Here is a 14,211-nt window from a genome sequence, read left to right on the forward strand (position 1 = left end):
GGATTGAAAAATGGGAGAAGGATCAGAAAAGCGCGTGGTTTTGGGAAAAATGGAGCCGGCTGCCGTTTATGCTGCTGGACCGGCTGACGCCGAAAGTGATTCAGGATAAGCTGGCCGAAGGGCTTGGCGAGGTCGGACGGTTTCTGCAGACCGGCGGGCAGTATTTGGTGCAGCGCAGATCCATTCTCAAGCGGCTTGAGCGGACGCATTCGCTTATGGGAAGCGGTCCGGAGGGAAGCAGAGCGCCAGAACCGGCGGATGGGCATGACGGCGGGGATGGAGCCGGTCTGACGCTCGCCGAGGCGGCGGATCTGCCGCTTGCGGTCATGGACAGCGTGGCGGATGAGCTCACCGCGAGCCGCGCCAAGCTTGCTGCTGCCCAAGGGGCGACAACGGGCATCGGCGGCGTATTGACGCTGGCCATCGACATCCCTGCGGTGCTGGGCCTCTCTTTGAAGGTGCTGCAGGAGATCGCCGTTTGCTACGGATACGATCCGAGGGATGAGAAAGAGCGCCTGTTTATCGTCAAGTGCCTGCAGTTCGCATCGGCCGACATCGTCGGCAAAAAGGCGGTGCTGGACGAGCTTGGGCAGTTTGACGGAGAGCACGCGCCGGCCCAAGTCATGTCGCAGATTCAGGGCTGGCGGGAAGTGGTGCAGACGTACCGTGACAGCTTCGGATGGAAAAAGCTGTTCCAGCTCGTGCCGATTGCCGGGATTTTCTTCGGCTCCATCAGCAACAAGGGCACGATTGAGGATGTGGCCGAAGCCGGAAAAATGCTGTACAGGAAGCGCCGGATTGTGACCAAGCTGCGCTCGGAGCAGCCGGACGGTGAGGCATAGGGCCGGCAACTTAAAAGGACCGCCACCAGGCTTATTATAAAGCCCAGGGCAGTCCTTTTTTTCGGTATCGATCGCTTTGACGCACAACAACTCTGATCAGGCTTCCGTTCCTTCGGACCACCGGTTCAGCAGCTTGTCGGAAGGAAGCAGATAAGTCAGAATGCCAAGCAGCGGCAGGAAGCTGCATATCTGCATGACGGTCGTAATGTCTACGATATCGGTCCATTTACCCAGCACAAGTGCGCCAAGGCCCCCCATCCCGAAAGCCAGGCCGGTAATGAGGCCGGAGACGGTTCCGATTTTGCCGGGGAACAGCATTTGCGCATACACGACCGTCACCGAGAAGCTGGAGAAGACGATCAGGCCGATGATCGCCAGCAGCACGCCGGACCAGAACAGATTCGCATAAGGCAGAAGGATGGCCAGCGGAGCAGCAAGGATCATCGAACAAAAGATCATGTTCCGTTTGCCGAACCGGTCGGCCAGTGGACCGCCAAAGAACGTGCCGACGGCGCCTGCTGCAAGGAACAGGAAAATGTAAACCTGTGCGTCGCTCACGGAAAGGTGGAAATTCTCCATGAGATAAAATGAAAAAAACGTGCTGATGGACGAGCTGTACCAGGAACGGACGAACACGAGCAGCACCAGCAGCACGATCGCGAAACGGACGCGGGAGCGCACTTCCGGACGCAGCTGGCGCGCCTGCGTTTTCTTCTTCTGGTACGCCCCGGTGCGCAGGCGGTTGCCGTACCATCTGGCGATAAAGATTTGGACCGCAATGCCGGCCGCGGCGACGATGGTAAACCAGATCGAGCCGAATAGGCCGAGCGGGATGAAAATCCACATCGTCAGCACGGGAGCCAGGGACTGCCCGGCGTTGCCACCGACCTGGAAGATCGACTGGGCCAGCCCGCGGCGCGTTCCGGAGGCCATGTGGGATACCCTCGAGCCTTCCGGATGAAAGGCGGCCGAGCCCAGGCCCACAAACACGACGGCCAGCAGCACGGCCGGATAGGTTGTGGCGAAGGCCATCAGCAGCATCCCAGTGAAGGTGAAGCCCATCCCGATCGGGAGCAGCGCGGGCGTCGGCTTGCGGTCGGCGAACCATCCGACCACCGGCTGCATGAGGGAGGACGTAAAGTTGATCGCAAAAGAAATAACCCCGATCTGCGTATAGGTCAGGTGCATGGACGACTTCAGAATCGGGAAGATCGCCGGGATGACCGATTGGATCGAGTCATTAAACAGATGCACGAGGCTGATGGCGATGAGGATCCGGTAGACCGTGGCCGACATATCCGGCTGCGTCAGCGGCTGCTGTCCACTTGGCGGCGAAGTCTTGGTCATCGTTTGAACGGACATGTTACCTCCTTGTGTTTGAACTTAAGACGGATCGGCTATGTACATGTCAGGTCCTCTTTCGTTCGGAATATTTAAGGAGATTATATGTCAGATCCAGGCAAACCGTATACCCCTTACTTGATGAAAACTCCCCCGAACGGAATGATCTCCCGCAGCACCCGCTTGATCAGCCCGTCGTTGTTCATTTCCTTCTCCAGGTGGCTGCTCCGGTGTCCGGCCTGAAACAGCACCGTTCCCAGACCCGTCATTTTAAAATGATAATTCATGTGCTGGCTGGCCAGCGTATTGCCGTAAACCGTCAGGTCGAGCTTGGCATTCTCGGGATAAGCGATCACGCTTCCCGCGTCAACGTACAGCGGCTCGTCCGGATGAAGCTCGGCTTCCAGGACCATGCCTTCGGTCAGGACGCCGATCGTGCCCGTCCCGGCAAATTTCACCTTGATGGCGTCACGGGTAATCAGCATATTTTTCGCGCTCAGAATCCGCGTTTTCATGGTGATGCCGGAGCTGTAAAAAAATAAATGCCGCAGGTCGTACAGCAAATCGCTGCCGCCGGCAAGCTCAATCGGCTTGACGCTGTAGCCGGGAGGCAGCGCTGCGGTAAAACTGCAGCTCCCCCGCATATCCGCCTGAATCAGCTTTTTCTTCCGGTACATCCCCTTGATGTTCATCAGCCGGTCGCTCCGCCCGTCGGACGGTCCCCTGTAGGCGATGATCTGCTCCGGATGCAGAAAATGCATCTCTTCCCCTTGTTCCAGCAGGAAGGTCACGGCTTGTCCGCTGTCCGGGCTTGCATGTTCCTGTATCGACAGATTCAATGGCAATTCCTCCTACTTCGGACTCCGGGATTTGTCGCTAAATCCGGTTGGCTCTGCGCATGAAGTACCGCATAATGCGGATAAAAACAAATACCCGGCGGCCAGAGCAATCACTGTGACCAGCATGACTTTCAGCTTATGCTCCCTGGCTGCCCTGGCCTGATTGGTTTCCTGCAGCGCCTGAACGGTTTCGGACAGCTCCTTGTTCTGCGCCATCAGCTCGGCGTTCTGCTCCTGGTACTGCTTCGCGTCGGCTTGAGCCCGGTCGAGGTCGTCCAAAGTTTCCCGGTAGCTCTCCTTCAGCCGGTTGACTTCGCTGGGGAGGCCGGAGAACGTCTCCACCCCTTTATAAAAATCGTCGAAATAATTCGCTTTGGCGGAAGTCTTGAACAGCATCGTGCCGCATATGACAATCATCACCGCGCATAATAGGCGGATCAGCGATAAGTTCCGGTTCATAAAGCAACAACCTCCTGCATAGAGTTATAGAAAGTGAGGGTTGTCCATCACGCAGGACAGGCCGGAGCCGTCCATAGAATATACTCGAAAACCGGCGGATAAGTTCCACTTTCGTCCATTTTTGCCGGACCGGTTTCAAATGGCGCCCAAAGCGGGTAAATGAAAAAGGAAGCCGGATGACGTACCAAAAGGCGGACAGAAGAGCCAGTCCCAGGAATAGAAGAAGCCCTCTCAAATATACGAATATATACGACATGAAAAGGAGCAATGAATGATGCGTGAAACAGAACAACAATATAAAAAGATTATGATTACCGTTAACGGCGAGCCTTTGGGCAAGGAGCTGTGGATTGACAAAGTTACGTATGCACCGGTCCAAATCCGCGAAACGGCCGGTCCAACCGAAACCAAAATGAATGCAATTGTCAGTTAATGTCTAAATAATACCATATTTCAAAACACAAAAGACCTGGAATCCTTCGAGATTCTGGGTCTTTTTTCGCATGGGCGAAATTTATGCCGATAAAAAAAGTTTGCCGCTTCGAATCTACACTACACGTTTCGACATTTATTTCAATTTCGTTCTTTTATACTAGTTTAGGACAAATCGTAGGACTTTTTACATAAAGATGCATTGAAGTGAAAAAGCCGCGATAAAGGGAGTGGTTTACTCGAAAAAAAGGAAGAATCAGGTAGAAAATAGTGGAATGTTGTGATATTATTTACAAATATATGAATGCGAACGTATGTTCCGTGACAAGATGCTGTCAGCCAACATTGGTACGATATAAAGATGATGAATTAAGATAGGGGTGAACATCCATGCAGTCAGGTATACAGGATCAATTTACATGGAACCGCAATCATATTTTTGCCAGCGGAATGAATAAGGCTATTCTACTAGTCGAGTGGTACGGAGGGACGCTGCGTCCTGCCCGGAGGCGAACCTCCCCTAAGCTTATCGCCCGGGATGTGGAGCTGCACTTGTGGCTGGAACCGCATGTGACCTTGCTGCGTATTTACGGGGCAAAGGCAAGAAGAGGACTGAATCATTCATTGATCGTGCCGCTTGGGCATCTGCAGGACGGAGTCAAGCAGTTCTTTGCGATCGAGCTTGCCCTTGAGCCGCAAAGCCCAGGTCTTCACGGCGTTATCTCGGCCCAGTGGCGTTACAAGGAGCGGAACAAGGAGCGGATCAAGGAGCTCCCCGTCAAAGAACTTTATATGAATTACACGTATCACATGGGGCTTTTGCGTCAGCAGGAGGATTTCCACGTCCATAAGCATGTGAAACTTCTGGAAACACCGGGAGTAGTCAAGGAAGCCATCAGGCTGTTCGAATTCGGCGATATTGAGCATGGGGAATGGGTGCTCCGCCGCAAGGGGGACGAGCTGCTGATCAGCGCGGCCCGGAACGCGGACGGCCGTTTGCTGGCCGAGGCCGACATGCTGTACCAGCTCAGTGAGCACTATGTAGGAAATTACATGAATAGGAATACTTCTTTGGTCAGAAACGGGTAAGGAGTCGCATGTATACCCTGCCATTTCAAGTACATATTTTTCAAGAAAAAATAGCAAAAACGAAGGGGATGGTCTTTGGAACATGAAAGCAGGATTCACTTTGCTACAAGTCGAATGGACTACTTCGGAAGTTGAGATATGAGTCTAATTTACTATACGAGCTAGGAGAATCCACATGACAGACAGACTGATCCGACTAATGCGCATTATCACCCTGGTTCAGGCCAAGCCCGGCATTCTGGCGAGGGAGCTTGCGGAGCGCTGCGGGACCAGCGAGCGGACGATATATCGCGATATGGATGCCCTGAGCGCCATGCACATTCCGATTACCCATCAGGGGCATGGCAAGGGGTACAGGTTCATCGGGGATTTTGCCTTGTATCCGCTGGATTGGACGGAAGAGGAAACGTCCGCTTTCGCGGCGCTTCCTTCCATTATGAATCAGATTAAACCAATCCTGCCCGCGGCGTTTGAAAGTGCATATGAGAAAGTCATGGCGGCGAACCATAAGCGAAGAGCAGATTCCGCGGTAACAGAGCAGCAAGAAGCAATGACATCGGCGGACAAGTCTGCGGCAGCGATACGGGATCAGCCGCCGTTTCTCATCCCGATCCTCATGGCCACCTTGTCCCAGCATACGATCCAGGCGGAATACGTTCTTTCTGACCGCCGGGAGCGAAAGTCCGGAAGAATCGATCCTTACTGGCTCGTACCTTGGAAGCAGCGCTTTTATCTGGTCGGCCGGAGCCATTCGGAAGGGGATATCCAAATTTACCCTCTTAGCAATTTTCAGCAGGTAGAAGTTTTAGATGACGTATTCGTCAAAGTACATATGCATGTTCAGCAAGAGTTGTTGGATCCTTATCATGAGCAGCACGAGCAAGACCAAATACAGTTTAAAATCAGGATCTCCCCCCGGATAGCGAATATGTTCAAAACTGAGGCGTTTATTCCCCCGATGCGAATGGCGGAGAGCCTGGACGGCAGTCTGATTGTGGAGTTATGTGTGACCAACGTGGTTGAATTTATAAGCTGGCTGTCCCAGTATGGGGCGGAAGCCGAAATCATGGAGCCTGTATTTTACAGGGAGATGATGAAACGAAATTTGCGCAAATGGCTTGCTTTATACAAATGATACAGGATCCCCGCGCTTTATTGCTCACCCTGCAACAGGGAAATGCCAGCAGTTGACATCCCCCTTCCCGATGGATGCTGGCCCTGTCTTTTCAATACCTCCACATGCTTGGCAGCGACTTCAGATTTGATATCCCGCCCCATTTGAGAATCCGAACGACGAAAGGCCGACTTCGCTTGAGTCATAACGATATATTCAAGGAAATCGTATATTTATCATTTTCCTATCATTCTCCTCACTGTCAAGATATGTTAAAATTGTAGGGAGTGTTTTCCAGTTGGAGATCAGTGCTAGGAAGTGGGGAGATCGGTGAACAATTTTTTGGGAAGGAACGTGAAGGGCGACAAGGACAATGAGCCTAAGTCCGGGCTTAACTTACGGGTGAATTTGTTTTTTTTCAGCACCTTCGTCATTATTTGCGTCATTATTATCCGGTTGGCCGTCATACAATTCGTCGAAGCGGATACGCTGACGGAGAAGGAAACAGGGCAAAACACGAAAAATATTCCGCTCCCGCCTGCCCGTGGAGATATTTTGGACGCGACCGGAACCAAACTGGCTTTTTCTACGCCGGTACAGTCACTGTACATAACCCTTCAGAAGGATTACAGCAACGCGACGGAAAAAAGCAGGAAGAACCGCAAGGAAGCGGAGCAATTGGCACAAAAAATAGCGGATGTCTTTAACGGATTGGGGGACCCGATCAAGAAGGAAGACATCATCGAAGCGATGGACCTGGATTCCAAGAAAGAGCACGGGTATTATCCGCGCCGGATCAAGATGGATTTATCACAGCGGGAGATCGCCTATTTCATGGAGCGGAAATCCGAATTTCCGGGGATCGAAATTATTGAGGAATCAAAGCGGACATATAACCCGAATACGATCGCGGTGCAAACGGTCGGATATATTAAGAGCTTCAAGCATACGGAGTCGTTAAAAGAGTATGATGAGGTGCGCAAAGACCAGAAGGATCCCGGACTCGTCTATACGCCGGATGAGCTGGTCGGGGTCGACGGTGTCGAGATGTCCTTTCAAAAAGAGTTGCGGGGCAAAAACGGGTATAAAGTAGTCTCGGTAACGCCGGGCAACATCGTCGACGGCGTTGAGGAGATCGTCCCGCCCGAGAAGGGAAACGACGTCTGGCTGACGATCAACAAGCAGGTACAGCAGACGGCGGAGCAGGCGATCATGGACCAGCTGGACTGGGTGCATCACAATCCCGTGTCTGGTGAAACGCATCCCAATGCGCTGACGGGTTACGCCGTTGCCATGGAGGTGGATACCGGCAAGATTGTGGCCATGGCCAGCATGCCGGATTATGACACAAATGTATGGGCGGACGGGGGGATCTCCGATAAGGATTATGAAAAGATCAAGTTCAATTACCAGAATGGGACCATTACCCCCATTTCCTCAGGTAAATCAGGCCACAACATGGAGTCTACGCTGCTGCTCGGTTCCACGATGAAGCCGCTCAGCGTGCTGGTCGGCCTGAAGGAGCATTTGTTCTCGACGACGACACCTTATAACGATGTCGGCATTGCGTATTTCGGCAAAGAGAAGAAAGCTGTACGGAACTCGCAGAACCATGCTTACGGATACCTCCGCACCCCCGCCGAGGCCATCGAGCATTCGTCAAATACCTTTANGGTCGAAATGGTCGGTGACAGGCTGTATTCAAAATATAAAAACAAGGGCGGTACATACAACAAGGGCATCGACGTCTGGGACAACTATATGAAGCAGTTCGGTTAAAATTTACCGCAAACAGGCAGCGCCCAGGGTTCTCTCGTCTATGCTTCCTTCGGCCAGGAAGGCAAGTATACAACCCTCCAGCTCGCTCAATATACCGCCACACTAGCCAACGAAGGGGAACGCATCAAGCCGCAGATCGTCAGCAAGATTACCGACCAGAACGGCAAGGTGATCAAAACCTTTAAGCGTGAGGTGCTGAACAAGACCGACGAGTTTGACAAATCGTATTGGAATCTTGTGCGGCGGGGGATGAACACCGACGTAAAGTCGGCGTTTGCAGGCTTCCCATATGATTTTGCCAGAAAAACAGGCACTTCTGAGCAGTGGGCAGATGGAAAAAACCGGGATAACGGTGTCTTTATCGCCTATGCTCCGCGGAACAATCCGAAGCTGGCCGTCGCCGTCGTCATTCCGGAAGGAGGCTTCGGCGCATACAGCGCGGCTCCGATCGCCCGCAAAATTTTCGATGCGTATGACCAGGAATACGGACTCGACGGGGTACCGAAGAAAAACAAGCAGGCTGTGAACCCGTAAGACCGTTCGAAAAAACGGCCATTCGGCTTAGCAGCTTCACTGATGTCTGCTCCGATAGAACAATGCTTTCATATGTATATATTGGATGAAGACCGACCCGATTTTCCGGGCGGTCTTTTTCTGTTGTTCTTAAAAAAGTAACAGCATCCTTATGTCCCAACCCAGGGGAAGAGCGAAAGATGTCGAATGCATGCCTTTTATGCTAGAATAATAAAGGTCGTTTTACATAGGTCAGACAGGAAGGAGGAATGCTGGTGAGCGACTATACGACGGACCATGCGCAGGAAGGTCCGAAGAAGGGGAAAAACAGCTTTAACCTGCGGATTAACCTGTTCTTTTTCAGTACGTTTATTATTTTCTGTGTCATCATTATCCGGCTCGCCATTTTGCAGTTTGTGGAGGGGCCGACGCTGACGGAGAAGGAGTCCAGCAACATCGTCAAGGATGTGCCGTTGCCTCCGGTCCGGGGAACAATTTACGACGCTTCGGGCGTGAAGCTGGCCTATTCCACGCCGACCCAGTCGCTGTATCTTACCTTGATGAAGGATTACAGCGAGAAGAACGGGAAGAAGAACCGTCCGGAAGCCGAAAAGATGGCGGAGGATCTGCTGGAAGTGTTCAATCAATACGGCGATCCGAACGGCGAGAAAATGACCAAGCAGGATATCATAGATGCAATGGATCTGGATTACAAGAAATACTCGGGTTATTCACCGCGCCGGATCAAGATGGATTTGTCGGACAAGGAAATCGCCTACTTCTCGGAGCATAAGTCCGATTTCCCGGGTATCGCGATCGAAGAGGAAAGCATCCGGCATTATGACCCCGACACCGTGGCGGTGCAGACGATCGGGTACATCCGGACTTTTAAGGGTTCCAAAAGTTTGACCAAGTACAAGACGATCGACGAGCAGCAGCGCAGCGGCGATGCTCAGACCGACCCGGGCCTGATTTATACTGAACCCGAGTTTGTCGGTTACGATGGCCTGGAGCTGATGTATCAGGACGATCTGCGCGGCAAGAACGGATACAAGAAGGTGCCGATCGATCCCCGCAACATGCCGGAGGGCGTGGAGGACATCGTGCCTCCGGAGAAAGGGCATAACGTCTACAGCACGATCAACAAGGAGATTCAGCTGCAGACGGAGCAGGCCATTACCGACCAGCTGAGCTGGCTCCATACGCATCCGGTTTCGGGCAAGCTGCATCCGAACGCGACGACGGGATTTGCCGTCGCGATGGAAGTGAAGACGGGCAACATCGTCGCCATGGCCAGCATGCCGGACTACGATACGAACGTATGGCAGTCGGGCAGCATCTCGCCGGAGAACTGGGATAAAATCCAGAACATTTACCAGAACGGCACGATCCGTTCCTTTAATCCGGGTAAATCCGGCAGCCATCCGGAATCGGTCGTGCTGCTCGGTTCCACGATGAAGCCACTTAGCGTCCTGATCGGACTGAAGGAAGGCTTGATTCGAACAAACACCTACTATAACGATACGGGTGCGGCATACTTCGGTAAAGAAGGCCACCAGACCCGCGTACAGAACTCCCAAGGCCACGTGTACGGCGGGATGGATCCGGCGCGTGCGATCGAAAAATCGTCCAACGCGTTTATGGTCGACGAAATTGGGAAAAAGCTGTATGAAAAATACGGCTCCAAAGCCATCCAAGTATGGGACGGCTACATGACTTCGTTTGGCCTCGGGGTCAGCACGGGCAGTGGTTTGCCAGGTGAATGGGAAGGCCGTAAGGAGTATATGGATGTAAAAGCAGCCGGTTCAGCCCAGGCGGCCATGGCCTATGCTTCCTTCGGGCAGCAGGGGAAATACACGACGCTGCAGCTCGCCCAATACGCCGCCATGCTGGCTAACGAAGGCAAGCGGCTGAAGCCGCAGCTCGTCAGCAAGATCACCGACGACAAAGGCAACATCCTTAAGACGTTCAAGCCGGAAGTGCTGAACACCGTCAATTTCAGCCAGTCGTACTGGGATGAAATCAAGCGCGGGATGAAGAGTGACGTCTCCTCCTTTGAAGGCTTCCCTTACAGCTTTGCCCGGAAGACGGGGACATCGACCCAGAGCGTCGGCGGCAAGCTGATCGATAACGGGGTGTTTATCGCTTTTGCTCCGAAGGAAAATCCGGTTCTGGCCATTGCGGTTATGATCCCGGAAGGGGGCTTCGGCTCGCAGAGCGCCGCGCCGATCGCGCGTAAAATTTTCGACGCGTACGACGAGGTGTACGGACTGGACGGCGTTCCGAAAGGCAAGAAGGAAACGACTGATGGTCAAAGCAACCCATAATAAATTCAGGCAGTGCCTGCAAGGCCGTGGATTCCATCGGTGCTTGCGGTAAACTGGCTGATCTAGGCAGGCAGTGACACGGGACTTTCCCCGGCTGCCTGCTTTTTTAATGATAGGCCTGTCCAGCAATGGAAGTGCCGCTGTAAATCCTTTTTGTGAGGTCCCGGTCCTTGTGGTAAAATGTCCGTATGTCTGTGTCAAAACGGAAAGAAAAGCGCTGGAACAAGGACAGGGGGAAACGGCATGAGTACGAAATACAAGTTACTCGCACTGGATATGGACGGAACGCTGCTGACCGATGAGCAGAACATTTCGAAGGAAACGGCGCAGTGGATCCGCAAGGCGTCGAAGCACGGCGTGCATGTGTGCCTGTCGACAGGACGCGCATTTATGAGCGCCCTGCCTTATGGGGAAGAGCTCGGGCTGACCACGCCCATGATTACGGTAAACGGCAGCGAAGTATGGCGTGCCCCGCATGAGCTTCACCTGCGCTCATTGATGGATGTGGAGCTGGTGAAGGCGATGCACGACATCGCGGTGGAGGAGGACTGCTGGTACTGGGCCTATTCCGTTGAGCAGCTGTACAATAAGGATCATTGGACGGATGACGTCGAAGGCAAGGAATGGCTCAAATTCGGCTATCATACAGAGGATGACGAAGCGAGACACCGTATACTCATGAAGCTGCAGGATATGGGCGGCCTTGAAATCACCAACTCCTCGCCGTTTAATCTGGAGATCAACCCGGAAGGCGTGAACAAGGCTGCGGGCATTGCGGAAGTGTGCAAGCTGCTGGGCCTGACGATGTCTGAAGTCATTGCGGTCGGAGACAGCATGAACGATCTGGCGGCGATCCAGCAGGCCGGGCTCGGCGTAGCTATGGGCAACGCGCAGCAGGTCGTGAAAGATACAGCCGATTATATTACGTCAAGCAACAACGATGACGGAATCGCTGAGGTTATCCAAAAATTCATTTTTGACGAGGAGTGAGCATAGGCGATGGCTGTGCTTGGCTGGATTTTGGTCATTGCGCTGTTCGCAATCGGCTTGGCCGGCGCCGTGTACCCGATACTGCCGGGGGCGCTGGCTATCTTTTTTGCCTTTTTTGTGTATGGCTGGTTTTTTACGTTTTCCCATTTCAACACCTGGTTCTGGATCATCCAGGGCCTCATCATCGTGGTGCTGTTCGTAGCCGACTATGCCGTCGGCGCCTGGGGAACGAAGAAATTCGGCGGCTCCAGGCTGTCGGTCATTCTAAGCACTATCGGGGCTATCATCGGGCCGTTTGTCATTCCGGCCTTCGGACTTGTGATCGGACCATTTGTAGGCGCGTTTGTGGGAGAGCTCATCAACGGATCGTCGCCGTCAAAAGCGGTGAAAGTGGGCTTCGGGACGCTTGTCGGCCTGTTCAGCAGCATGGTGATGAAAGTGATCCTGCAAATCGTCATGATCATCGTATTTTTCGTTTGGATCGTGTTTTTCTAATGAGAAGATAACGCATGGGCGGTCACCCGTCCGGGGTTGTGCTTGCTGGGGAAAGAAGGGGAATAGGGTTTGGCGAAGAAAGAATCATTTATTAGAGGCACGCTCATTCTGGCTGCCGCTGCGCTGGTGGCGCGCGTGCTCGGACTGGTGCAGCGGGTTCCGCTGGATCACCTGTTTAATGACATAGGCAAGGCCTCGTTTACGATTTCGAACAACGTCTATTTGCTGCTGCTGACCGTGGCAACGGCAGGCATTCCGAGTACGCTGAGCAAAATGGTATCCGAGCGTTATGCGCTGAAGAAGCCGGCGGAAGCGCAGCGCGTGTACCACGCAGCGCTTATTTTCGCCGCGGCGGCGGGCGTCATCATCACCATTCTGCTGTATGTGCTCGCACCGTATTATGCGACCTACGTTTCCAAGGTGCCGGAAGCGTCGCTCGCCATCCGCGCGCTGGCGCCGGCGCTGCTGCTGTTTCCGGCGATCGCGATGATGCGCGGATACTTCCAGGGTCGCGGCAACATGACCGCGGGCGGCATTTCGCAAATCGTCGAGCAGTTCGCCCGGGTCGGCACTGCAATCCTGCTGGCTTATATTCTGCTGAAGAGCGGATACGAGGACAGCTGGGTGGCGGCCGGCGCTTCTTTCGGGGGCGTGCTCGGCAGCATCGGCGCGTTTGCCGTCATGCTGTATTACACCGTCAAGATTCGCAAGCAGGACCGGGCGCTGATGCTGGAAGCCGGTCCGGATTCGCATCTGCCGATGGGACAGATTTACAAGGATATTTTTACGATCTCGATTCCGATCGTCCTGTCATCGATGACCGTGCCGGTGGTCAACTTTATCGACTCGTCGATCGTCAATCCGCTCCTGATCGGCCGGATCGGCGAAGCGAAAGCGACGCAGCTGCTCGGGATTCTCGGACAGCGCGCGCAGAGCGTGGCCGGCATTCCGCCGATTCTGGCCATCGCGCTCAGCACCTCGCTGATTCCGGTCATTTCGGCCGCCTTCGCCCGGAAGGACGAAGCGCATCTGAAGCAGCAAATCACGCTTGCGCTGCGCATCTCGATCCTGACCGGCATGCCAATCGTCATCGCCCTCTGCGTGGCGTCGTATTCGATCAACGGCCTGCTGTTCAGCAGCCTGGACGGCAGCGGACTGATTATGCTGCTGACGTTTGGTACGATCTTCCAGATTACGATGATGACGACCAACTCGATCCTGCTGGGTGTCGGCAAAGCGTACCTGACGGTCATCAGCGTGATGATGGGCATTATCATCAAGCTCCTTGGAAGCCTTATTCTCGCTCCATGGCTTGGCATATACGGCATCATCGCCGCGACGGGACTCTGCTTCCTCGTCATTACGTGGCTGAACCTGCGTGTCATGAAAAAAATCGTGCCGTTCTCCATTCTGGGGAAACGCTGGCGTGGTTTTCTCATTACCGTGATCGTCACCGGTGCCGTTGGATACGGGCTTAACGCCGCGGGCGATCAGCTCGTCCACATTTTGCCGGACAGGCTGGCGTTCCTGATCACCTGCCTGGTGGTTGGCGTCGTAGTCGTGGTGCTGTATCTTGCACTGCTGGTCATGCTCGGCGTGCTGCGCCAGCAGGAGCTGTCCAGCTATCCGCGTATCCTGCAGAAGGCGCTGCGTCCGCTGATGCGCCTGCAGCCGTCCCGGTTGAAATCGCAGGAACGGGGTTAATACGGTCCGTGCCGCATCAGTTTATAGACAAGCTAATACGTTGAAGTCACAGCCCTCCCGACATCGTGCGTGAGGGCTGTTTTTTGCAGCGCGTTCCGGTGGGCATGCGTCATTTCGATCATAAAGGGCCGTCTCGGCCGGCTTACGTAATGAATCGCATCCTCGTTTTTGAACCAGTCATATCGCGGGATCGGTTCGCTGTACAGGTCGTGCCACACGTCGTGCAGGAGCGGGCTGTACAGGCGCCGGCCTCCGGGGAGCCATTCCTGCTTCATCAGCTCGACACT

General features: G+C 53.9%; 11 protein-coding genes and 2 pseudogenes. 9 read left to right on the forward strand and 4 right to left on the reverse strand.

The window, feature by feature from the left end; translation table 11 throughout:
* Positions 1 to 2: 2 nt before the first annotated feature.
* On the forward strand, positions 3 to 842 hold the full coding sequence (locus CPT76_RS26790) for an EcsC family protein (protein ID WP_105445066.1): 840 nt from the start codon (positions 3 to 5) through the stop codon (positions 840 to 842).
* A 96-nt stretch (positions 843 to 938) separates the two neighbouring features.
* On the opposite strand, the gene CPT76_RS26795 is transcribed toward CPT76_RS26790, so the two are convergent.
* The 3 genes from CPT76_RS26795 to CPT76_RS26805 all read right to left on the reverse strand — a co-directional run bounded on the left by CPT76_RS26795 (position 939) and on the right by CPT76_RS26805 (position 3,481).
* Entirely contained in the window at positions 939 to 2,204 is a 1,266-nt protein-coding gene (locus CPT76_RS26795) for an MFS transporter (protein ID WP_105445067.1), read from the reverse strand.
* A 113-nt stretch (positions 2,205 to 2,317) separates the two neighbouring features.
* Positions 2,318 to 3,022 carry an AIM24 family protein gene (locus CPT76_RS26800; RefSeq protein ID WP_105445068.1) on the reverse strand — a complete coding sequence of 235 codons (705 nt, stop codon included), beginning with the start codon at positions 3,020 to 3,022 and terminating at the stop codon, positions 2,318 to 2,320.
* Positions 3,023 to 3,034: 12 nt separating this feature from the next.
* Positions 3,035 to 3,481 (reverse strand): MreC domain-containing protein, encoded by a 447-nt coding sequence (locus CPT76_RS26805; protein ID WP_105445069.1) that lies wholly within the window; start codon positions 3,479 to 3,481, stop codon positions 3,035 to 3,037.
* A gap of 274 nt (positions 3,482 to 3,755) precedes the next feature.
* Between CPT76_RS26805 and CPT76_RS37855 the strand changes: the two genes are divergently transcribed.
* From CPT76_RS37855 to CPT76_RS26840, 8 genes and pseudogenes are all read left to right on the forward strand, one after another.
* The gene (locus CPT76_RS37855) at positions 3,756 to 3,914 is read left to right on the forward strand and encodes a hypothetical protein (RefSeq protein WP_186326169.1); all 159 of its coding nucleotides are present in this window, start codon (positions 3,756 to 3,758) and stop codon (positions 3,912 to 3,914) included.
* A gap of 389 nt (positions 3,915 to 4,303) precedes the next feature.
* Entirely contained in the window at positions 4,304 to 5,002 is a 699-nt protein-coding gene (locus tag CPT76_RS26810; protein ID WP_105445070.1) for a hypothetical protein, read from the forward strand.
* Between the two features lie 175 nt (positions 5,003 to 5,177).
* Positions 5,178 to 6,137, forward strand: coding sequence for a helix-turn-helix transcriptional regulator (locus CPT76_RS26815; RefSeq protein WP_105445071.1), 960 nt, complete (start codon positions 5,178 to 5,180; stop codon positions 6,135 to 6,137).
* Between the two features lie 321 nt (positions 6,138 to 6,458).
* Positions 6,459 to 8,429 (forward strand): annotated as a pseudogene (locus CPT76_RS26820) (peptidoglycan D,D-transpeptidase FtsI family protein).
* Between the two features lie 254 nt (positions 8,430 to 8,683).
* Positions 8,684 to 10,735, forward strand: coding sequence for a peptidoglycan D,D-transpeptidase FtsI family protein (locus CPT76_RS26825; RefSeq protein ID WP_258168828.1), 2,052 nt, complete (start codon positions 8,684 to 8,686; stop codon positions 10,733 to 10,735).
* A gap of 243 nt (positions 10,736 to 10,978) precedes the next feature.
* Positions 10,979 to 11,725: a Cof-type HAD-IIB family hydrolase gene (locus CPT76_RS26830; RefSeq protein WP_076173693.1), complete on the forward strand. Its 747-nt coding sequence runs from the start codon at positions 10,979 to 10,981 to the stop codon at positions 11,723 to 11,725.
* Positions 11,726 to 11,734: 9 nt separating this feature from the next.
* A complete protein-coding gene (locus tag CPT76_RS26835; protein WP_076173695.1) occupies positions 11,735 to 12,220 on the forward strand; it encodes a DUF456 domain-containing protein in 486 nt (161 codons plus the stop codon).
* A 69-nt stretch (positions 12,221 to 12,289) separates the two neighbouring features.
* Positions 12,290 to 13,924: a putative polysaccharide biosynthesis protein gene (locus CPT76_RS26840; RefSeq protein ID WP_105445073.1), complete on the forward strand. Its 1,635-nt coding sequence runs from the start codon at positions 12,290 to 12,292 to the stop codon at positions 13,922 to 13,924.
* Positions 13,925 to 13,956: 32 nt separating this feature from the next.
* Here CPT76_RS26840 and CPT76_RS26845 read toward each other — a convergent pair.
* Positions 13,957 to 14,211: pseudogene (locus CPT76_RS26845) on the reverse strand (DUF2515 family protein); the annotation flags it as partial.

This window comes from Paenibacillus sp. AR247 (assembly GCF_002968895.1).
In the GTDB taxonomy this organism is placed as follows: Bacteria; Bacillota; Bacilli; order Paenibacillales; family Paenibacillaceae; genus Paenibacillus_AQ; species Paenibacillus_AQ favisporus.